Annotated in this window: 18 protein-coding genes and 2 pseudogenes; 6 read left to right on the top strand and 14 right to left on the bottom strand. The window is 68.5% G+C overall.

Annotated elements, in window-relative coordinates:
- Positions 1-766: 766 nt before the first annotated feature.
- A complete protein-coding gene (locus BW730_RS10950) occupies positions 767-1333 on the bottom strand; it encodes a P-loop NTPase family protein (protein WP_226996730.1) in 567 nt (188 codons plus the stop codon).
- A gap of 74 nt (positions 1334-1407) precedes the next feature.
- Between BW730_RS10950 and BW730_RS10945 the strand changes: the two genes are divergently transcribed.
- Both BW730_RS10945 and BW730_RS10940 read left to right on the top strand, forming a co-directional pair.
- A complete protein-coding gene (locus tag BW730_RS10945) occupies positions 1408-2673 on the top strand; it encodes an ankyrin repeat domain-containing protein (protein WP_226996728.1) in 1266 nt (421 codons plus the stop codon).
- Positions 2674-2706: 33 nt separating this feature from the next.
- On the top strand, positions 2707-3567 hold the full coding sequence (locus tag BW730_RS10940; RefSeq protein WP_077686267.1) for a transglutaminase-like domain-containing protein: 861 nt from the start codon (positions 2707-2709) through the stop codon (positions 3565-3567).
- 23 nt (positions 3568-3590) lie between these two features.
- On the opposite strand, the pseudogene BW730_RS10935 reads toward BW730_RS10940, so the two are convergent.
- The 10 genes and pseudogenes from BW730_RS10935 to trhA form a co-directional block, all read right to left on the bottom strand.
- Positions 3591-5005, bottom strand: a pseudogene (locus BW730_RS10935) (sulfatase family protein).
- A 23-nt stretch (positions 5006-5028) separates the two neighbouring features.
- A complete protein-coding gene (locus BW730_RS10930; RefSeq protein ID WP_077686266.1) occupies positions 5029-6540 on the bottom strand; it encodes a sulfatase family protein in 1512 nt (503 codons plus the stop codon).
- The gene (locus BW730_RS10925) at positions 6537-7550 is read right to left on the bottom strand and encodes an aliphatic sulfonate ABC transporter substrate-binding protein (protein ID WP_077686265.1); all 1014 of its coding nucleotides are present in this window, start codon (positions 7548-7550) and stop codon (positions 6537-6539) included. The genes BW730_RS10930 and BW730_RS10925 overlap by 4 nt, the downstream gene beginning before the upstream one ends.
- A gap of 21 nt (positions 7551-7571) precedes the next feature.
- Positions 7572-8291 (bottom strand): ABC transporter ATP-binding protein, encoded by a 720-nt coding sequence (locus tag BW730_RS10920; RefSeq protein WP_226997219.1) that lies wholly within the window; start codon positions 8289-8291, stop codon positions 7572-7574.
- A gap of 64 nt (positions 8292-8355) precedes the next feature.
- A complete protein-coding gene (locus BW730_RS10915; protein WP_226996727.1) occupies positions 8356-9186 on the bottom strand; it encodes an ABC transporter permease in 831 nt (276 codons plus the stop codon).
- Positions 9176-10402 (bottom strand): ROK family transcriptional regulator, encoded by a 1227-nt coding sequence (locus BW730_RS10910; protein WP_077686263.1) that lies wholly within the window; start codon positions 10400-10402, stop codon positions 9176-9178. Before BW730_RS10910 ends, BW730_RS10915 begins: the two co-directional genes overlap by 11 nt.
- A 773-nt stretch (positions 10403-11175) precedes the next feature.
- The gene (locus BW730_RS10905) at positions 11176-12516 is read right to left on the bottom strand and encodes a PhoH family protein (RefSeq protein WP_226996725.1); all 1341 of its coding nucleotides are present in this window, start codon (positions 12514-12516) and stop codon (positions 11176-11178) included.
- Positions 12517-12889: 373 nt separating this feature from the next.
- On the bottom strand, positions 12890-13180 hold the full coding sequence (locus BW730_RS19335) for a hypothetical protein (protein WP_226997252.1): 291 nt from the start codon (positions 13178-13180) through the stop codon (positions 12890-12892).
- A gap of 83 nt (positions 13181-13263) precedes the next feature.
- Positions 13264-13554 (bottom strand): annotated as a pseudogene (locus tag BW730_RS20375) (PIG-L deacetylase family protein); the annotation flags it as partial.
- 44 nt (positions 13555-13598) lie between these two features.
- On the bottom strand, positions 13599-14276 hold the full coding sequence (gene trhA / locus BW730_RS10895) for a PAQR family membrane homeostasis protein TrhA (protein WP_077686261.1): 678 nt from the start codon (positions 14274-14276) through the stop codon (positions 13599-13601).
- A gap of 97 nt (positions 14277-14373) precedes the next feature.
- Here trhA and BW730_RS10890 point away from each other — a divergent pair, with 97 nt between their 5' ends.
- Positions 14374-15174 (top strand): isoprenyl transferase, encoded by an 801-nt coding sequence (locus tag BW730_RS10890; RefSeq protein WP_226996721.1) that lies wholly within the window; start codon positions 14374-14376, stop codon positions 15172-15174.
- 45 nt (positions 15175-15219) lie between these two features.
- Entirely contained in the window at positions 15220-15783 is a 564-nt protein-coding gene (locus tag BW730_RS10885; protein ID WP_158522609.1) for a DUF4245 domain-containing protein, read from the top strand.
- A 644-nt stretch (positions 15784-16427) separates the two neighbouring features.
- On the opposite strand, the gene BW730_RS10880 is transcribed toward BW730_RS10885, so the two are convergent.
- Both BW730_RS10880 and xseA read right to left on the bottom strand, forming a co-directional pair.
- Positions 16428-16643, bottom strand: a complete 216-nt coding sequence (locus BW730_RS10880) for an exodeoxyribonuclease VII small subunit (RefSeq protein ID WP_077686258.1) — start codon at positions 16641-16643, stop codon at positions 16428-16430.
- Positions 16636-17862, bottom strand: a complete 1227-nt coding sequence (gene xseA / locus BW730_RS10875; RefSeq protein ID WP_077686257.1) for an exodeoxyribonuclease VII large subunit — start codon at positions 17860-17862, stop codon at positions 16636-16638. The genes BW730_RS10880 and xseA overlap by 8 nt, the downstream gene beginning before the upstream one ends.
- Before the next feature lie 98 nt (positions 17863-17960).
- On the opposite strand from xseA, the gene BW730_RS10870 reads away from it, so the two are divergent.
- A complete protein-coding gene (locus tag BW730_RS10870) occupies positions 17961-18791 on the top strand; it encodes a Cof-type HAD-IIB family hydrolase (protein ID WP_077686256.1) in 831 nt (276 codons plus the stop codon).
- A gap of 441 nt (positions 18792-19232) precedes the next feature.
- Here the strand turns inward: BW730_RS10870 and BW730_RS10865 are convergent, their stop codons facing one another.
- Entirely contained in the window at positions 19233-19985 is a 753-nt protein-coding gene (locus BW730_RS10865; protein ID WP_077686255.1) for a hypothetical protein, read from the bottom strand.
- Positions 19986-20039: 54 nt separating this feature from the next.
- Between BW730_RS10865 and BW730_RS10860 the strand changes: the two genes are divergently transcribed.
- Positions 20040-21020: a 4-hydroxy-3-methylbut-2-enyl diphosphate reductase gene (locus BW730_RS10860; RefSeq protein WP_077686254.1), complete on the top strand. Its 981-nt coding sequence runs from the start codon at positions 20040-20042 to the stop codon at positions 21018-21020.
- Positions 21021-21345: the final 325 nt, after the last annotated feature.

Raw genomic sequence — 21345 nt, 5'->3', positions numbered from 1 at the left:
GCCTGTTCCGTCGGCCGCGGTCGCTGACCGACAACGTGACCCCGAGCGGCACGTCGGCGCTGATCGCAGGGCTCCGCGCCGTCGGACTGCTTGCCGAGCGTCCGGGCCTAGTCGCACGGGCCGACGAGGCCGCCGCGACGACCTGGTCGATCGTGGGGGAGGCGCCCCGCTTCGCAGGGGCCGCGATGGCCGACCTGATGATCTCCGACGAGGCCCGCCGCGGGCTGAAGCCTGCAGTCGCCGTCGTGGTGTCGTCCGATCCGTTCTCGGAGTTGTCGCGCGCCGCTTGGCGCCTGGCTCCCGCCGGGTCGATCGTGCTCACGGCGCCGGAGGGCACCGAGGGTTTCGGGCCGCACCTGGAGGGCCGCGTCGACGGGCTCGCCTACGTGTGTCGCGGAACGGTCTGCTTCGACCCGGTCAGCGAGTATTCGGAGTTGAAGACGCCGCTCTGGTCGCGCGTCTAGCCGCCGCGTTGTCGCTCCCCGGGCTTGGCCGGGGGCCGGCTAGATGCGCCGCGGGCGGGCGTTTGAGCATGTTCGGCTGCTCGTTGGCTCCTGAGCCGTGTTTGAACGTTCGAATCGCCAACGAGTTACCAAACATGCTCAAGGAATGAGCCGCCCCCAGCGTCGAAGAACCCATTCGGAGGAGGCTTGGCCTCGGCCGCAGTCTCGGCCTCGGCGGGGGCCGCGTCGTGCAGGAACGGGTGGCTGCGATCGCTGACACCGGCCCTCGCGGCGCAACGAGCGTCGGAACATGCTCAACGCGCCTACCCGGCCATCGCGTCGCGCAGCGGGCCGGCGAGCCAGCGCTCGACGTCGCGGGTGGAGCCGAGCCGCACCGTCGTCCAACCCTTCGCCTCGACCAGTCGGGGCAGCCGGTCGCGCTCGCGGTTGCGGTGCGTGACCGACCAACGGATGATGTGGTCCTCGTCGGTGAAGATCCGGCGCAGCGGCCCCTCGGTGTTGCCGTTCCACATCGGCCGGCCGGTCACCCGGCGGCTGAGCGTTCGCCACACCACGCGCGGAAAGTTGACGCGCCAATAGGGCAGGTCGAGCCAGACGAGCAGGTCCATCCGCTCCGCGATCAGCGGCCTTGCGACCCGGTACTGGAACTCGGTCACCCACGCGTCGGCTGCGACGAGGGCCCGCACGTCGTCGAGGAACTCCGGCCGCGGCACCCAGTTCGGGCCGTGGTAGAGCGAGTCGATCTCGGTGTGCGGGGCGGCCACGATCGCCGCGACCCTGCGAGCGAGGGTCGTCTTCCCGACGCCCGAGACGCCCGCGATCGCGATCCGTCGCGGCCGGGAGGGGAGGGGATCGACGGCGGTGAGCACCGGATCACCCTACAGAGCGCGCCGGGGGTGAGCGCCCTCGCAACTAGGCTGATCCGGTCCATCAAGGAGTCGTCGTGCCCCACCTACTGCGAACCGCCGCCTGCGTCCTGGCCGTTACGGCACTGGCGGCGTGCTCGAACCCCGGGCCGCCCTCGCCGTCGACCCGCCCGAGCGACGGAGTGCCGAGCGCCCGGCCGACGGCCACCCCAAGCATCACCCCCTCGCCCCAGGTAACGGAAGACGACGGCCCGGACGCCGCCCTTCGCGACGCGTACTGGGCGAACGACCTGGCCAAGGCCACCGACCTCGTCAACCAGGGCGCCGACGTCAACGCGAAGGACACCACCCAGCAGTCGGCGTACCTGATCGCCGCCAGCGAGGGTCACCTCGACCTGCTGCGCCTCGCCCTCGCCAACGGGGCAACTGTCGACGACAGGGACAGCTTCGACGGCACCGCGCTGATCCGCGCCGCGGAGCGCGGCCACTTCCACGAGGTCGGCGAACTGCTGCGCGCAGGCATCGACCGCGACCACGTCAACAACCTCGGCTACCAGGCCATCCACGAGGCGACCTGGCTCGGCAAGGACGACTACCCGTACGCGACGACGCTGCGGGTGCTCGTGGCGGGAGGCGTTGAACTGGATCGGCCATCGGGGCAGGAGAAGTTGACGCCGCTGCAGATGGCCGCCGACAAGGGGCTCGCCGCGCAGGAGGCGTTCCTGCGGGCCATCCCGCAGTACTCGGACATCGCGGACCCCGACACCACGCTCCTCGAGGCGGCAACGGGTGGCGAGGCCGACCTGGTCGCGCTCGCGCTGCGCGCAGGCGCCGACATCGAGGCGCGGGACGACCGCGGTCGCACGGCCCTGCTGCTCGCCGTCACCGAGGACCACCTGGGCGTCGCCGACGTGCTCGTCGCGATGGGGGCCTCCGCCGACGCGCTCGACGACCAGCACGACACACCCTGGCTGGTGACGGGCGTCACGGGTTCGGTCGACATGCTCGAGTCGCTGCTGCCGGCAGGCCCCGACATGACGATCAGAAACCGGTACGGCGGCATCTCCGTGATCCCGGCGAGCGAGCGCGGCCACGTCGACTACGTGCGCAGGGTCGTCCAGGTCGGCATCGACGTGAACCACGTCAACGACCTGGGCTGGACGGCGCTGCTCGAGGCCGTCATCCTCGGCGACGGTTCGCGGCCCTATGTCGAGATCGTCACCGCCCTGCTCGAGGCAGGCGCCGATCCCGCGATCGCCGACAGGGAGGGCGTCACCGCGCTGCAGCACGCGCGGAACAAGGGTTTCGACGAGATCGCAGAGGTTCTTGCCGGGAGTCGTTGACCCTCCCACGATGGCAGGTGCCAAGCTGTGTCCATGAACGATGCCCGGCACTCGCCCTACTCGGATCCGCGCCACCACGAACCCCTGGTGCGCGCCGTCGAGGCCGATGTCGCGTCCATCGCCCGGGCGGTGACCAACGTGATCGGCCACTATCGCGCCGAGGACCTCGACCCGTCGACGGCAAGCGAGATCCATCTCCGCACCGTCGCCGAGATCCTCGACGCCGACCAGTCCCGACACCAGTTGTCCCTGGCCGAGCCGCGGCCTCCCCGGGACCGGGTCCAGGGCTGCTGCCGCGACCATTCGCTCCTCGCCGTGTCGATCCTGCGCTCCCACGACGTCGCGGCCCGCACGCGCGTCGGCTTCGCCTCCTACTTCCTGCCCGACTGGTGGTGCGACCACGTGGTCACGGAGGTCTGGGAGGACGGACGGTGGCGGCGCTTCGACCCGGAGTTCGTCGACGGAGGCGCCGACTTCTCGCCGCACGATCTCGACCGGTCGGGCGACGGCGCATTCCTGACGGCCGCGCAGGCCTGGCTGGGGTGGCGCCGCGGCGAGCGTGACCTCACAAACTTCGGCGTCGGCCCCGACGTGCCTGAGCTTTCCGGCCCGGACTTCGTGCGCGACTACGTGATCTACGAGGCCGCGCACCTGGCGGGCGACGAGTTGCTGCTATGGGACGTGTGGGGAGGCATGGACAACCCCGACGAGTCGATCGACCTGGAGTTGATTGACAGGCTCGCCGGTCTCTTGGTGACGGACGAGGAGCAGGCTGTCGCGCTCTACCTCGCGGACGAGCGGCTTCACCCCGGCACGGAGGTGACGCGCCTCGACCCGCTCGGGGGACCCGCGGCCGTCGAAGCGCTGCCGGCTCGCGGGGAGACGGCCCCGTAACGAGGACGGGGCCGCCGTGACGCTCAGACGGACCAGTCGGGGCGCGGTGTCTCCGGGCCCTCGTACGGGCGGTCGCCGTAGAGTTCCTGCAGTCGGGCCAACTCGGCCTCGAGGTCGCGTCGAACCTCCGTGTAGGACGGATCGTCGGCCACGTTGGTCAACTCCGACGGATCGGCGACCAGGTCGTACAACTCGAACTCGCTCGGCAGCACCCGCTCCGACGACCCGGGCGTGCCCAGCCCGTCGTTGTAGTAGTGGATGAACTTGTGCGTCGCCGTCCGCACCCCGTAGTGCGCGGGCGCGTGGTGCTCCGGGTCGTCGTGCTCCCAGTAGCGGTAGTACATCGACTGCGGCCAGTCCTCGACGGACTCGCCACGCAGCAGCGGACGAAAGCTGCGACCCTGCTGGGCGGGCAACGCCTCGGCCGACTCGCCAGCCATGTCCAGGAAGGTCGCCGCGAAGTCGACGTTGGTGATCATCGCCTCGACGTGCGAGCCCGGCTCGATCTCCGCGGGCCAGCGCATCAGCATCGGCATCGTCAGCGACTCGTCGAACATCAGTCGCTTGTCGAACCAGCCGTGGTCGCCCAGGAAGAAGCCCTGATCGGAGGTGTAAACGACCACCGTGTTCCCGGCGAGCCCCGCCGCGTCCAGCCAGTCGAGCAGCGTGCCGACCGAGTCGTCGATCGCCTGGATGGTCTGCAGGTAGTCGCGCATGTAGCGCTGGTACTTCCACCTGGACCGCTCGCGCCAGCGCTCGTCGCCCTCCAGGTCGGCGGGGACCGGTTCCTTGACGTCGGCAAGGGTGAGGTCGTCCAGGGTCATCGCCACGTCCTGCACGACCTGGCTCATCGACGCGTGGTCGTCCCACATCGTCTCCGGTTCCGGGATCGACCCGGCCGGGTAGAGGTCGGCGTGCCGCGGGTGCGGCACCCACGGCCGGTGCGGCGCCTTGTGGTGGACCAGCAGCGCGAACGGGCGGTCCCGGTCGACCCCGTTGAGGAAGCCGAGGCTCAGGTCGGTGACGATGTCGGTGGCATAGCCCTCGACCCTCTCCTCACCCTCCGGCCCGTACATCAGTGGGTCGACGTACTCGCCCTGCCCAGGGAAGATGCGCCAGTCGTCGAAGCCCTGCGGGTTCGACTTGGGCGTGACGCCCAGGTGCCACTTCCCGAAGAGCGCCGTCTGATAGCCGGCGTCGTGCAGCACCTCGGCGAACGTCGGCACCCGGTAGTCGAACTCGGAGTAGATCGAGCAGGCCCCGTTGACGTGGCTGTAGGCCCCGTCAGGATCGTCGCCCGCGACGGCGTGCAGATCGAGTTGGTGCAGTACACCGCGTCGAGCCGGGCGCCCTGCGTCGCGATCCGGTCGATGTTCGGCGTCGAGTTGACCCTGCTTCCGTACGCGGAGATCGCGTGTGCGGCGTGGTCGTCCGACATCACGAACACGATGTTCGGCCTTGTCATCCAGCGACCTCCTCGGGCGCGTAGGTCGACTCGTCCAGGCCCGACATGCTCGGGTCGTAGTCGACTCCTCCGACGTCGAACATCGACGTCATCCAGTGGTAGAAGTTGTCCCCCCGGTCGCGCAGCCGCGTGTACAGCCGCTGCAGCAGATCCTGGCGGACGGCGGCCATCTCCGGATGCGTGTACCGGTTGAGCAGTTCGTCGGGGTCAACGACCAGGTCGTACAGCTCGTTGACGGACTCCGGATTGACGACCAGCTTGTACCTGTCGGAGCGGATCATCCGCTGCGGCAGCGGGAAGTGGTGCCCGTGGAACTCGCAGACGATGTCGTCGTCCCAGTCGGGCTCCTCGCCCCTGACCAGCGGCAGCAGCGAGCGCGAGTCGACGGCCGGCGCCGGGTCGAGCCCGCACCAGTCGAGGATGGTGGCGGTGCAGTCGAGCAGGCTGACGAACTCGCGTCGGACCTGACCCTCCGGCGCCCCGGGTAGCCGGACGATGCCAGCGGTGCGGTAGATGTCCTCGTACATGGCGGGGCCCTTGTCGTGCAGCCGGTGCGCGCCGGTGAACTCGCCGTGATCGGAGCTGAAGAAGAAGGCAGTCGAGTCCATCAGCCCGAGCTCCTCGGCGACCGCGAGCACCCGTCCGATCTGCTCGTCGATCAGCGTCACATACCCCCAGTAGACGGCGATCAGCTTGCGGCTCTCCGCCTCGCTCATGCTGTCGAAGGTCCAGTGCGCCGAGTAGTTCTTCTGCACGGGGGGCTTCGACGCGAACGTCTCGGCCACCGACTTGGGCAGCTCGATCTGATCGGGGTCGAACATGTCGAAGTACGCGTCGGGGACGATGTATGGCAGATGCGGGCCGAAGTAGTGCAGCGCCAGGAAGAACGGGCGGCCCGTGTCGCGCTGCTCCGCGGCGTAGCGGCGCAGCAGGTCGATGGTGCGATCGGCGAGGTAGTGCTCGAAGGTCGCCTCGACGGGTTGGTGCAGCCGCGCAGCGAGCAGGTTGCCGGGGCCGCCGTTGGGCAGCGTGCCCCGCATCTGGTCGCTGATCTCGTAGCCGGGCAGGCCCCGTTCCTCGAGGTAGGCGAGGTAGTCGGGATGGTCGACCGGGTTGTGCCAGCCGTGCAGTTGGGCGCCGTCGAAGCCGAACGCGTCGCGCTCCTTGTTGGTGCCGACGTGCCACTTGCCGATCAGCCCGCAGTTGTAGCCGGCGCCCCGGAGGGCCTCCGAGAAGGTGAACTGGCCTTCCCGGAGGTCCTCCTGGTACCCGACGTTGCGCTCGTAGTTGGCGAGCAGTTTGTGCCTGAACGGCGCCATCCCGGTCAGCAGGCTGGCGCGCGCGGGCGTGCAGATCGCCGTCGGGGTGTACCACCGGTCGAACCGGGTGCCCGACGCGGCCAGCGCGTCCAGATGCTCAGTCCGGGCGACCTGGTTGCCGTACGCGCCTAGCGTGTCCGCCCGATGCTGATCGGTCAGGAAGAAGACGACGTTCTTGGGAGCGGTCACTTACCCGCCTCGACGAACAGGTCACCCACGTAGAAGTCCTTGGGTGCGACAGGTGTGCCCTCGATCTTGCCGTTGGCCTCGAAGAACTTGTTCATCGCCGTGAGCCACGTGTCGATGGTGCCGTCCTCGGTCAGCGTGTCGAGCTCGGCGGCCTTGTAGTACTTGGCGTTGGAGGCGTCGGCGTTGATGGCGTCGACCTCCGCGGCGTTCATCTTGGCGACCAGTTCGACGGTGGCGTCGAGGTTGTCGGCGCGGTAGTCCATCGCGTCTCGGAGCACCTTCAGAACCTTGATGGTGGTCTCCTTGTTCTTCTCCGCGTAGTCCTCGCCGGTGACCATCACGTTGGGGAACTGCATGACGTCGACGAAGTCGGTGTTCTTGGCAAGCTCGACGAGGTCGGGGACCTGCTGCTTGATGGTGTCGATCATCGGGTACCAGATGCCCGCCGCGTCGACGTCCTTCGAGGCGAATGCCGACACGACGGTCGCGGCGTCCATGGCGACCTTCTCGATGTCGTCCATGCTCATGCCTGCCTGCTCGAGGGCGAGCTGGACGATCATGTCGCCCGAGGTGCCCTCGGGGATGGCGACCTTCTTGCCCTTGAGGTCCTGGATCGAGTTGATGCCGGGCTGGGCGATCACCCGGTCGGCCTGGCCGACGCCGTTGATCGTCAGCAGCTTGGCCTTGCCGGAGGCGGGCAGCCACATGGCGCCGGGGCCGATGTAGCCGAACTGCAGGTCGCCGGTGCCGATCGCCTGGATCTGCAGCGGGCCGTTGGTGAACGACTTCAGGTCGGCCTTCAGGCCGTGCTTCTCCCACAGCTTCTGATCGTTGGCGATGGCGAGAAGGCTGGTGCCGTTGAAGTCGGGAATGTAGCCGTAGGTGATGGGGGTCAGCTCGGCGGGCTTCTCACCGCCGGCGGAGGGCGTGTCGTCGCCGCAGGCGGCGAGGACGCCGACGGCGGGGACGGCGAGCAGGGAACCGAGCAGGGTGCGACGGCGCATGTTCATGGAAGGGTCCTCTTTCGGGGGTTAGGAAGCGACGGCTTCGTCGTCGACCTGGTCCTGGTGGTACACGGCGTACCAGATCTCGTTGCGGAGTTCGGTGAACTCTGGGCTCAGGCGCACCTCTTCGGTGCGGGGGTAGGGGAGGTTGACGTCGATGATCTTGTGGATGCGTCCCGGGCGGGCAGCCATCACGACGACACGGTTGGCCAGGTAGACGGCCTCGTCGACGTCGTGCGTGATGAACATCACGGTGCGCTTCTCCTGCTCCCACGTCTGCAGCAGGTGCTCCTGCATGCGGACCCGGGTCAGGGCGTCGAGTGCGCCGAATGGTTCGTCCATCAGCAGGATCTTCGGGTTCATGGCGTAGGCGCGGGCGATGGCGCAGCGCTGCTTCATGCCTCCGGAGAGCATCTTGGGCAGCGCGTCGGCGAAGTCGGTCAAGCCGACCATGTCGATGAAGTGCTGGGCGCGGTCGCGGCGTTCCCCGGCGGGGACGCCCGCGTTCTTCAGGCCGAACTCGACGTTCTTGCGGACCGTCAGCCATGGGAACAGCGCGTACTGCTGGAAGATGACGCCACGCTCGGGGCTCGGCCCGTTGACCGGCTTGCCGTCGACGAGCGCGGTGCCGCTGGTGGGCTCCTCGAGCCCCGCGAGGATGTTCATGAGCGTCGACTTGCCGCAGCCGGACGGGCCGACGACGGTGACGAACTCGTTGTCGACGAGGTCGAGCGAGACGCCGCCCAGCGCAACGAAGCGCTCCTTGCCGAGGTCGAAGACCTTCCGGACGTCGCGGATCTGAATCTTGGGGTCATCGGCGCTCCTGCCAACTGGTCAGCTTGTTCTCAACCCACAGCAGCCCGCGGTCCATCAGGAGGCCGATGCCCCCGATGATGACGATGCCCACGAAGATGACGGGGAGTTGGTAGTAGATCTGGGCCTGCTGCATGCGGTAACCGAGGCCGACCTGGGCGGCGATCAGTTCGGCGGCGATCACGGTCGCCCATGCGGAGCCGAGGCCGACGCGCATGCCGACGAGGATGAACGGCGTCGAGGCGGGGATGACGACCTTCGCGAAGATGGTGCCGTCCTTGGCACCGAGCACGCGGGCAGCGTTGATGAGCGTCTTGTCGACCTGCACGACGCCCTGGAACGTCGAGATGACGCAGGACAGGAACGCGGCGAGGAAGATGACGAAGATCTTGGGCACCTCACCGATGCCGAGCAGCGCAATCATCAGCGGGATGATCGCCAGCGGCGGCACCGTGCGGAAGAACTGGATCCACGGCTCGAGCAGCCCGCGCGCCCAGGGGTACCAGCCCATCAGGAAGCCGACGGGGATCGCGAGCGCGGTGCCCAGCACGAAGCCGGTCAGCACTCGCGTCAGAGAGGCGCCCAGGTCGGTCCAGAGGGTGCCGTTGGCGGCCATCTTGATGGCGGCCTGCACCACCTCGGGCGGCGTCGGGAGCTTGATGCCCGAGATGGACACCAGCCACCAGACCCCGATGCCGAGGAAGATCGTGACGACGTTGAGGATCAGCAGCGTCGGGCGCTGCTTCTTGGGTGGGGTGAGGTCGGCGGACGCGGCCGCGGCCACCTCCCGGTCGGCATGCAGGACGGCGCCGGTTGCGTTATCCGACACGCGGCGCCCCCGTCACTTCTAGGCGGTTGGGGCTCATGGAAGCCTCCTTCTGGGGTTCGGTGGCACGCTGCTGGGCCATCAGGGCGACGATCCCTCCGATGGCGCCCGCCTCTTCTCCGAGGTTGCTGTGGCGCACGGGGACGTGTTGGGTGGACAGGACGGAAGGCCAGAGCGCAGCCTGGACGCGCTCGACGAAATCGGGAAGGTAGCGGGGGACCTCTCCTGCGAGGACGACCTCGCCGGGGTCGCTGACCAGGACCGCCATCGCAAGGACCCGGCCGACGCGCTGCGCGGCGACCTCCAGGAGGGCGACGGCGTCGGGGTCGCGTTCGGCCGCGGCGGCCTCGAAGGCGGCACGATCGGGAGCCTGGCCCTTGAGGTGGGCCCAGTCGCGGGCCAGCGCGTCGATGGAGGCCACCGTCTCGAGGCAGCCGCGTCGACCGCACCGGCACTCGAGGGCGTCGTCGTCGAGTTGGACAATGAAGTGGCCGATCTCGCCCGCCTGCTGGTGCGCGCCCTGCGCGACCGAGCCGGAACTGATCACTGCGCCGCCGATGCCGGTGGACATGCGGAGGTAGACGAGGTTGCGGATCGGGGTGGCGCGGCCGGCAGAGGCTTCAGCCAGGGCGGCGAGGCGGATGTGGTGGTCGACCATGATTCCGACGCCGAACGCCTGGCTGAAGAGTTCCCGGATCCGGGCGCTGACCATGTGGAAGGGCTCGGCGCGGGTCGCGCTCGGCAGGCCAGAGTCCCAGGTCGCCGAGTTGGGGCCTGGGAGCCCGATCGCGATGCGGCTGAGGGCGCCGAAGTGGACGTCGTCGCCTTCAAGGCCTCTGGCCAGTTCGATGCCTGCGCGGCAGCGTCGCTCCCAACCGTCGTCGGGGGAGTAGGACGCGGTCCCGCTGGCGATCACCTGGCCCGTGGAGTTGGCGATGCACGCCATGACGCGGGTGTGGGAGTAGTCGACGGCGATGTAGCGGGCGGCGCCGGGGTTGGCGCACAGCACCTCGGCGGGTCGCCCGCGCCCTCCGCTGTGCGTGACCTTGGAGACGACGACGGCGCCCTCTTCCTGGAGGTCGGTCAGCACCTCAGAGACGGTCGATCGGGTGATGCCGAGCCGGCTCGCGATCTGGCCGCGGGTGAGGTGGACGCCCGAATGCAGCAACCCGAGGACGGCTCCTCGATGCTGCAGTCTTGCGGTCCGATCTGAATCCATGCGGGCTAGCTAACTTGCCCGGATTTTTTCCGTCAACATCTCGACAAAAATAGATTCGTGAATCGTGATAATTTCGTTACTTTTGCGACGTTTGTCCCGAAAGCTCGTGCATGCGGCGCTGTCGCGCGGGCAGGGGGCCACGGTAGGCGGTGGAATTCCGTCCCGCCGCCGCCGCGCCGACCGAGTCGCGCAGCCACCCCGGGTCGTCCCATGGGCCGTTGACCGACCCCGTCGAGACGTTTGTCCACCGTGCGTCGAGCTTGTCGAGACGTCCGATGGTCGGGTGGTTCTGGTGCTTGGTCGGTTCGGGCGGGTTGGTCGCGGTCGGTGGTGGGTTGCGGACCCCTCGACGGGCTCGGGGATCGTTCGTCGAGCTTGTCGAGACGTCCGATTGTCGGGCGGATCTGAAGCGTGGTCGGCCCTGGGAGTCGTCGCGTTGGGTGTGGGTTGCGGACCCCTCGACGAGCTCGGGGACCGTTCGTCGAGCTTGTCGAGACGTCCGAGTCCCGCGCGGGGCCCTCGGGCACCGTTCGTCGAGCTTGTCGAGACGTCCGATTGCCAGGTCTGGGCCTCGTCGGCCTGGGGAGTCGTCGCGTTTGGTGTGGGTTGCGGACCCCTCGACGGCTCGGGGATCGTTCGTCGCGTTGGTGTGGGTGCGGACCCTCGACGGGCTCGGGGAGCGTTCGTCGAGCTTGTCGAGACGTCCGATTTCACGGGTACGCGACGCGGAGAGCCCCGGGCGACCTGCGCCCGGGGCTCGACGCAACGTAAGGTCAGCCGACCTGGTCACCCTCCAGCAGGTCCGTCACGAGGGCCGCGATGGGGGACCGCTCGGAGCGGGTCAGTGTGACGTGGGCGAACAGCGGGTTGCCCTTGAGCTTCTCCACGACCGCAACGATGCCGTCGTGCCGTCCGACCCGCAGGTTGTCGCGCTGGGCGACGTCGTGGGTCAGCACAACCCGCGAGTTCTGGCCGATCCGCGACAACACCGTCAACAACACGTTGCGCTCGAGCGACTGGGCCTCGTCGACGATCACGAACGCGTCGTGCAGCGACCGGCCGCGGATGTGCGTCAACGGAAGCACCTCGATCATCTCCTGCGCGAGCAGTTCATCGATGACGTACTTGTTCGTCACGGCTGAGAGGGTGTCGAATACGGCCTCGCCCCACGGCTGCATCTTCTCCGCGGACGTGCCAGGCAGGTAGCCGAGGTCCTGGCCGCCGACGGGGTACAGCGGTCGGAAGACCATCACCTTGGAGAACTTGTGCTGCTCGAGCGTCTGTTCCAGCCCGGCGCACAGCGCGAGGGCCGACTTACCGGTACCGGCCCGACCGCCGAGCGAGACGATGCCGACAGAGTCGTCCATCAACAGGTCGAGCGCGACACGCTGTTCGGCAGACCTTCCCCGAATGCCGAACACCTCGCGATCCTGCTTGATGAGGCCGATCCGGCCGTCGCTCTTCACCCTGCCCAGCGCGCTGGAGCCCGGTGCGTGAACGACGACTCCCGAGTTGACCGGAATGTCCGACTCCACATCGAGGCTGCCCGTCTCGTAGAGGGTCGCGACCTCTTCGGTGCCGACGTCGATGCTCGCCATGCCGGTGTAGCCGGTCAAGGTGGGCATCTCGTTGCGGTACTCCTCGGCCGCGAGCCCGACGGCGGCGGCCTTGACGCGCAGCGGCAGGTCCTTTGACACCAACACGACGTCGTGGCCCTCGTTGGCGTAGTTCAGGGCAACGGCCAGGATGCGGGTGTCGTTGTCGCCAAGGCGGAACCCGAGGGGCAGCGCCTCCTGGCTCGTGTGGTTCAGCTCGATGCGAAGGTTTCCGCCGTCCTCGTTGATTGCCATCGGGGTGTCGAGGCGTCCGTGATCGACGCGGAGGTCGTCGAGGAGCCGCAGCGCGCTCCTGGCGAAGTAGCCGAGCTCGGGATGATGGCGCTTCGCCTCCAGTTCCGTGATCACCACGATCGGCAGGATCACGTTGTGTTCCGCGAACCGGAGCATCGCCCGCGGGTCGGACAGGAGGACTGAGGTGTCGACGACGTAGGTGCGGATCGCGGTGTCGCTGGTCGTCGAGGTGGAGGTTGTTGGCTGGTCAGACGTGGTGAGCACTGTTGCTCCCTTCCCGGGGGCGGTGCTTCGTCCGTCCCCGAGTACGAAGGTCAGGGGACTTGTGTTGCTGCGATGGAGCCTCTCTCCATGACGAGACGATAACCCGCGACCCGCTCGCGCGTCGTCGAATCACACAATTGTCATTTACCGTTCACCGAACGGTCCCCGACGCCGACGCGGCCGCCGACCCGGCGCCCAGTCGCCGTTCAAGGGCGTGGTCGGGTGCCGCGTTGAGCATGTTTGGCTGCTCGTTTGCTCTTGAGCCGCGAAATCGCGGCGTGTCGCGCAACGAGACACCAAACATGCTCAAGTCCTGACCCAGCCGCGCGCGGCACCCTCGTCGACGCGGACCGACGCGAGCGCGACGTGGGGGTCAGGCGGGGCGGCTGATCAGGCGCAGCCCGACGCGGATCCAGCCCTGGTCGCGACTGATGGAGCGGTAGACCTGGGCACGGGCCTGCGCGGCGACCGGGGTCGTCGGGTCGAGCACCCGCAGGTACACCTCGTGCTCGGCGAGTGAGTCGATCGCCGCCTGCACGTCCTCGTCGCTGACCTCGACGTGGTGCGTCGGTTCGGGGCCGTTCTCGAACTGCCAGATGCCGAGCGGGGCGACGACGTCGACCGCCGCGTCCCCGAAGGCGATGTGATCGGCCTGGTTCGGCATGCCCGGACCCCACTCGGGCCGCGATAGAGGCTGATCACCAGGTCGGCGTCGGGGTGGGCCTTGACGGCGGCGTCGAGGCGTTCCCGGAGGTCGGGGGCCTCGCTGAGCCGGGAGTCGGGCAGGCCGAGGAACTCGATGTCGTGCACGCCGACATGGGCGCCCGCGCGGATCTGTTCCTGCTCACGCAGCGGGCCCGCCTCCGATGCGGGCATCCCCTCGATGCCCTCTTCTCCGCTCGTGGCGAGGATGTAGGTCACCTTCTTGCCTGTGCGGGTCCAGAGGCTGATGGCGGGCGCGAGGCCGTATTCGGGGTCGTCGGGGTGCGCGACCAGGATCAGTGCATGCGACCAGTCGGTCGGAAAGGGCTGCGTCATGTCGCCACGCTACCCAACGCTCAGGCGACTGAGGACGGATCGCGTCAGAAGACCGCCAGCCCGATCGCGATCGCGTGCAGGACCGCCGCGATGATCGTGCAGGCGTGGAAGACCTCGTGGAAGCCGAACCACTTCGGCGAGAGCGCGGGCTTCTTGGTCCCGTAGGCGACCGCACCGAGCGAGTAGACGAGCCCACCTGCGAGGAGGCAGACGACCACGCCCGGGCCGCCGTTGACCCAGAACTGGTTGAGCCACCCGACCGCGGCCCAGCCCATCGCGACGTACAGCAGCGTGTAGAGCCAGCGGGGGGCGCCGAGCCAGGTGGTGCGGAACACGACGCCGAGGATCGCGATCGACCAGATGAGGATCAGCAGGCTCCACCGCGACGTGCCCGTCAGCAACGTGAGGGTCAAGGGGGTGTAGGTGCCGGCGATGAAGACGAAGATGTTGGAGTGGTCGATCCGTCGGAAGATCGACAGGCCCTTGGGCGACCAGTTGCCGCGGTGGTAGGCGGCGCTCGTGCCGAAGAGTTGGACGGCGGTCAGCGTGTAGATGCCGCAGCCGATCCTGCCCTCGATCGTCGGGGCGAAGATGGTGAAGATCAGCCCGGTGATCAGCACGACCGGCGCCATGCCCAGGTGCAGCCAGCCGCGCAGTTTGGGCTTGATGGGCGCCTCGGCGACCGGTTCTGCTGTTGCCACGGGGGCACCTTCCCTCGTCATGGTTCCAGTCATCAGAGATACCTACGCTTCCGTAACTTACGCTACCGTAGGTTAGTCGGTCCGAGACGAGATTCCAACCCCACGCTACGCTTCGTTCATGTCCTGGTGGAGTCGAATGCTCGAGCGGCACTGGCCGCCTCGCTGGCTCTACACGACCTATGAACGTCAGGTCCTCGAAGGCATCGACAAGGACAGCCTCCCCAAGCATGTCGCGGTGCTTGCCGACGGCAACCGTCGATGGGCCAGGATGAACGCGCCGGGGGAGCCGTTGGTCGCCGGCTACCGGGCCGGGGCGGCCCGCCTGATGGAGTTCGTCGAGTGGTGCGACGAGGCCGACCTGCAGGTCGTCACGCTCTGGGTGCTCAGCACCGACAACCTCTCGCGCAGTGACGACGACGAGTTGCGCCCCCTGCTTGCGGTGATCGACGCACTGGTCAAGGACCTGGCGGCCACCGGCCGCTGGCGGGTACAAGCCGTCGGGGCCCTCGATCTGCTTCCGGCCGAGATGGTCGAGTCGCTGAACGAGTCGGCCGCGGCCACCTCGCAGGTTGACGGCATGCAGGTCAACGTCGCGATCGCCTACGGCGGCCGACAGGAGTTGCGCGACGCCGTCCGGTCGCTGCTCGCGGCCAGGGCGGGGGAGGGTGCCACCCTTGAGGAGGTCTCGCGCACCCTGGAGATCGACGAGATCTCCAAGCACCTCTACACCAAGGGTCAACCGGACCCCGACCTGATCATCCGCACCTCGGGCGAACAGCGGCTCTCCGGGTTCCTGCTGTGGCAGTCGGCCCACAGCGAGTTCTACTTCTGCGAGGCCCTCTGGCCCGATTTCCGGCGCGTCGACTTCGTCCGCGCACTGCGCTCGTACTCGCACCGGGAGCGCCGTTTCGGACGCTGACGTCACGATTCAGCGCCTCATGGCAGGCCGGTTACGATGGCCGTCATGGCGCGCAACCAGAACTCAAGGGCCCGAGACATGATCATCTCGATGGCCGTGATCCTGGTACCGGTGCTGCTCATCGTGTTCTTCTTCACCCAGCCCGCCGACCAGGATCCCGAGAAGGCCGACGTCGCGGGCATGCTCACCCGGGCAAAGACCGAGTCGCCATACCCGCTGCTGCAGGCAGAGGGCCTCGGCGACGACTGGGCGGCCGTGAGGGTCGCCTGGGCCAAGGACGGGGCACCGTGGATCACCTCGGAGCCCGCCGACGGCGACTCCTGGCAGGTGGGCTACCTGTCTCCAGATGACATCTACTACGGCGTCCAGCAGCGCAACCGCGACGTCGCACGGTTCGTCGACACCGTCACCCGCGACGGGAAGGCCGTCGGCGGTGAGGTCGAGGTCGCCGGGCGCACCTGGGAGCGCTACGAGAGCGAGGACGGGCGCACCCGCAGCCTGGTCAGCCGGACAGACGACGTCACCTCGGTCGTGACGGCGGACACCGACTTCGTGGAGTTGGAGGCCTTCGCTGGCACGTTGGTCGAGGTCGCACCGAACCCGAAGTAGCCGCTGCGTGAGCCATGCGGAGCGCGTGAGCGGTCCGCATCGGTCGAAGCCTCGTGAGGTGTCCGCGGTGTCGGGTCAGCGCTAGGTCAAAGGGGTTTCGACGCAGGCTGCGCCGCTTCGCCGCTTCGCCGCTCTGCCCGGCTCAACCAGCGCGTGCGCGTCGGAGTCGGTCGCCCCCGCTGGGTGAGCCATGCGGAGCGCGTGAGCGGTCCGCATCGGTCGAAGGCTCGTGAGGTTTCTCGGTGTCCGATCGGTGCTCAGGGTCAGGGGGTTTCGACGCGGGCTGCGCCGCTTCGCGGCTTTGCCCGGCTCAACCAGCGCCTTCGGGTGGGAGTCGGTCGGCCCCGCTGGGTGAGCCATGCGGAGCGCGTGAGCGGTCCGCATCGGTCGAAGCCTCGTGAGGTTTCTCGGTGTCCGATCGGTGCTCAGGGTCAGGGGGTTTCGACGCGGGCTGCGCCGTTTCGCGGCTTTGCCCGGCTCAACCAGCGCCTTCGGGTGGGAGTCGGTCGGCCCCGCTGGGTGAGCCATGCGGAGCGCGTCAGCGGTCCGCATCGGTCGAAGCCTCGTGACGCTTTCCGGGGTCGATTGTGGGTCGACGGCGTACCGGGCGACGCGCGCATGTCAGTCGCTCGACAAGGCCCTCGTCAGTCGTCCTCCGGGTCCTCGTCCTCGGCCGACCGTGACTTCGCCACCTGCTCCTTCGCGCCGTCCAGGAACCGCTGGCACAGGTCGGCCAGCCGCTCACCGCGCTGCCACAGGGCCATGGAGTCCGCGAGGGAGGTGCCGCCCGACTCGAGTTGGGCGACGACCTGCATCAGCTCCTCGCGGGCCTCCTCGTAGGTCGGTTCCTTCTCAGCCATGCTGCTCCTTCTGGTGGGCCTCGACGACGTCGAGGGTGAGCTCGCCGTCGGCGAGATAGGCGTGGATCCGCTCCCCGGCGGAGGCGTCGGCGACGCTGGAGACCGACTCGTGATCAGGGCCGACGAGGACCGCGTACCCGCGCTCAAGGGTGCGTTTGGGCGACAGCGCCCGGATCGACGTGACCGCGGCGCGCAGGTCGGCCTCCTCAGCCCGCAGCGTCCGGTCGATCGAGGACGAGAGCCGATGGCGCAGCAGCGACAACCGCTCGTAATGGGCGGCGAAGGCGGATGTCGGGTCGACCATCACCGGCCTCGACCGGACCGCCTGCAGCGCGTGTTCCTCCCGCGAGATCAGCGCGTCGATCGCTCGCCTCAACCGACTGGTCGCCTGGTGAAGGCCCGCCACCTCGACGGCGTGGTCCGGGACGACGCGCTTGGCGGCATCCGTCGGCGTCGAGGCGCGCAGGTCGGCCACGAAGTCGACCAACGGGAAGTCCCGCTCATGGCCGATGGCGGTGACGACCGGGGTGCGGGCGGCGGCCACGGCGCGCACCAACCCCTCGTCGGAGAAGGAGAGCAGGTCCTCGAGCGAGCCGCCTCCGCGGGCCAGGATGACGACGTCGACCTCGGGGTCCGCGTCGAGGCGGGCAAGGGCCGTCATCACAGACTCGGCCGAGTTGGGGCCCTGGACGAGCGCGTGCCGAACCTCGAAGCGAGCGGCGGGCCACCGTCGGGCCACGTTGGTGAGCACGTCGCGTTCCGCGTCGGAGTCCTTGCCGGTGACCAGCCCGATCACCCGAGGCAGCAGCGGCAGCCGGCGCTTGCGGTACTCCTCGAACAGGCCCTCGGCCTGCAGTTTGCGCTTGAGTTGCTCCAGTTGCGCCAGGAGCCGCCCTTCGCCCGCGACGTGCAGTTCGAGGCATTCGAGGCTGAGGCTGGTAGTCCGGTCCCAGAGCCGCGGTCGCACCCGTGCCGTCACACGTGACCCCTCGGGCAGCGGCCCCGCGGCGTCGAGCACCAGCGACGAGACGGTCACCTGCGCGGACATGTTGGCGACCCGGTCGCGGAACGTCATGAACTGCGTCGCGCCGCTGCGCCGCTTGATCTCGACGACCTGCGCGTCGACCCAGATCTCCCCGAGCCGCCCCACCCAGTCCTTGACGGCGCCGATGACGCGCCCGAGCGGCTGTGGCTGCTCCTGGGAAGAGTTCATCGGCATGTACGAACCCTAGTGCCGAGGTCAGACGTTTCGGCGCCACAACCGCCTGGGTACGGATCGGCCGGGGCGATCCGTCTGGTTCCCGCTAGGGTCGAAGCGTGATCAGGCTCATCGCGACCGACATCGACGGCACCCTCCTCAGCAGCACCCAGCGGATCTCGCCGCGCAACCTGGCGGCGCTCACGGCCGCGCGCGACGCGGGCATCGTCGTCGTGCCGACGTCCGGGCGCCAGCCGTTCTCCATCGTGGACGTGCTGGGTGACACCTGGCTCACCGACGGGATCGTGATCGGCGCCAACGGCGGAGTCGGGTTCGACTTCGCGGGCGACGAGGTGCTGTTCGAGAGGCTGATCTCTGTCGAGGCGCAGACGGCGCTGTTCGAGGCGCTCCGCGAGCGGTACCCGTCGATCGCGTGCGTGTCGGTCCGCGACGCGGGCGCGACGTTCTGGCCGGAAGCGGGCTACGTCGGAATGATGGACCCCGGCGACCACGGGCGTGGCGAGACGCTGCCGCACTACCCACTCGAGGAGGTCCTCGGAACGCCTTCGCTGAAGCTCGTGGTCAGGGGCGTCGACGTGACACCCGAGGAGTTGCGCGACGAGGCGGAGCGGCTGAGCATCCCCGGTGTCGCCGCATCGACGTCCGGGGCCCCGTTCCTGGAGGTCGCCGCGGCGGGCGTCAACAAGGCGACCGGGCTGGAACTGCTCTGTGCGCGGCTGGGGATCGACCGCGACGAGGTGATCGCCTTCGGCGACAACAACAACGACGTGGAGATGATCGAGTGGGCCGGGGTCGGGGTCGCGATGGGCAACGCGCTGCCGGAGGTCCAGGCGCTCGCCGACATGGTCGCTCTGACCAACGACGAGGACGGGCTCGCGGTGATCCTGGAGGAGTTGGCCGCCAACGAGTGGCGCGGTCTGCTGGGGTGACGAAAGGGGGCGCCGGGTGCGGCGCCGTGGTCACCTGGCAGGGCCGTTCTACGGGGGAACAACGAACAGGTTCCGGGGGACGGTGCTCGCTGAGCTTGTCGAAGCGTCCGTAAGTGTTCGCTTGGGTTTCGGACCCCTCGACAAGCTCGGAGAATGGCGAACGGACTCGGGATCGGGTTCCGGGGCACGCTGCTCGCTGAGCTTGTCGAAGCGTCCGCAAGTGTTCGCTTGGGTTTCGGACCCCTCGACAGGCTCGGGGAGCGATTGGGGGCTCGGATCACTCGACGGGCTCGGGGAGCGATGTGGGGGCTCGGATCACTCGACGGGCTCGGGGAGCGATTTGGGGGCTCGGATCCCTCGGCGGGCTCGGGGAGCGATTTGGGGGCTCGGATCCCTCAACGGGCTCGGGGAACGGCGCTGGGGCTCGGAGTAGAAGCGGCCTCAGTCGTCCCAGGTGCCGGAGGAGCAGGTCGCGTACCAGGTGCCGAACACGATGTTGCCCGGCTGGACGGGATGGTCGAGAGCGATCCCGCAGCTCAGGTCGATGGCGGAGCGACCCGTCACAAACTGGAACTCCACGCCCGTCAGCTCGTTGACGCGACGCTCGACGTTCTGAACGGTGAGCGCCATCAGAAGCGTCGGAGTTGCCTCCTGCGGCGTGATGGCGGCGGCCTGTAGGCCGACCAGTCCGGGCGACATCAGCGCCGTCGCGCCCAACTGCAGCGCTCCCGACTTCGACGACGGCGAGGCGAGGAATGCATCCTCGTCGGCGAACACTTCGATGTCGATCGCGAGAGCCCCGACGCGAAGCGCGTCAGCGACGCTGAACTCCTCGCTGTTGCGCAGGTCGTGCTGCTGGTAGGCGAACGGGTCGTCGACCATCGCGAGGTACTGCGTCAGTAGTTGCCCCTCGCCGTCGGCCGCGTAGAGCGCGACACGGGCCAGCAGGTCCGTGAACCGGACGACCTGGGCGCGGTAGGTCGTCTCCGAACGCAGCCCGGCCGTCGTCATGACCGCCTCGCCTTCGCGCTGCAGGAACGCCAACCGGGCGCCGCTGGGGTCTGTGTACGTGCCGATCATGGCAAATCCCGGCGCCTCGTTGACGCCGCGCACCCCCGCCTCGAACGCCTTCTTGATGATTTCCTCGATCGTTGGCGCGTCGAATCCGATGGCGTGAAGCTGCGGGGTATCCATGCGCCAAGGGTAGCGAGGTGGTGCCACCGACGAACCCACCTAGACTTGGGTTCCATGAGCAGCGCAACCGAACAAGGCAAACGAGTCGTCGTCGCGGCCCCCCGAGGGTACTGCGCGGGCGTGGACCGCGCCGTGGTGACGGTTGAGAAGGCCTTGGACCTCTACGGCCCGCCCGTCTACGTCCGTAAGCAGATCGTCCACAACAAGCACGTCGTCGAGACCCTCGAGGCCCGCGGCGCGATCTTCGTCGAGGAACTCGACGGCGTTCCCGAGGGTGCGACCGTGGTGTTCTCGGCACACGGCGTCTCGCCTGCCGTGCACGCCGAGGCCGCTGAGCGCTCGCTGAAGACGATCGACGCGACCTGCCCGCTCGTCACGAAGGTGCACCACGAGGCGAAGCGGTTCGCGTCGCAGGGCACCCAGATTTTGCTGATCGGTCACGCCGGTCACGAAGAGGTCGAGGGGACCATGGGTGAGGCGCCCGAGCAGACCACGCTCGTGCAGACCCCCGACGATGTCGACTCGCTCGAGATCCCCGAGGGCACGAACCTCGCGTGGCTGAGCCAGACGACCCTCTCCGTCGACGAGACCATGGAGACTGTGAGCAGGCTGCGCCAGAAGTTCCCGCTGCTGATGGACCCGCCCTCGGACGACATCTGTTACGCGACGCAGAACCGCCAACTCGCCGTCAAGCAGATCGCCGGCTCGGGGTGCGACCTGATGATCGTGGTCGGCTCGCAGAACTCGTCGAACTCGGTCCGACTCGTCGAGGTCGCACTCGACGCGGGCGCTAAGGCGTCCTACCGCGTCGACAATGCGAGCGAGATCGATGAGGCATGGCTCGAGGGCGTCGAGTCGGTCGGCGTCACCAGCGGCGCCTCCGTGCCGGACGACCTGGTGCAGGGGGTCCTCGACTTCCTGGTCTCCAAGGGGTACCCGGCTGCGGTCGAGGAGCGCCTGACGGAGGAGACGCTGCAGTTCGCGCTTCCCCCCGAGCTGCGCAAGGACCTGCGCAAGTCCGCCATCAACGACTGACGGCCAGCGAAAGGGCGGCCCGCCGCCACGGGGAGCACAGGGTCTTCGGTGGGCCGGGTGGTCTCGAATGCGGATCGGAAATGGCACGCCCCGGATCCGGGGGCAAAGCACCGCGGCGGCCGACCCGGATCGCAATGCGAACCGGCCAACCGCCGCGGTGTTACGTATCCAGGCTCTGTCGGGGTCATGTCGGGCGTTGCACCGACATCGTGTCGGCAGGGCCCAGCCACGGGAAACGGAGTTGTCGCCCTCGGCGATCGCCTTGGCCGATACCGACTCCACCCGTACTGACTTGTCCGTCGGCGCATCCCACATGAGCCACCAC

This window comes from Tessaracoccus aquimaris (assembly GCF_001997345.1).
Taxonomy (GTDB): domain Bacteria; phylum Actinomycetota; class Actinomycetes; order Propionibacteriales; family Propionibacteriaceae; genus Arachnia; species Arachnia aquimaris.
Note: the sequence above shows the minus strand (reverse complement) of the source record. Positions and strands in the feature narration are given on the sequence as shown.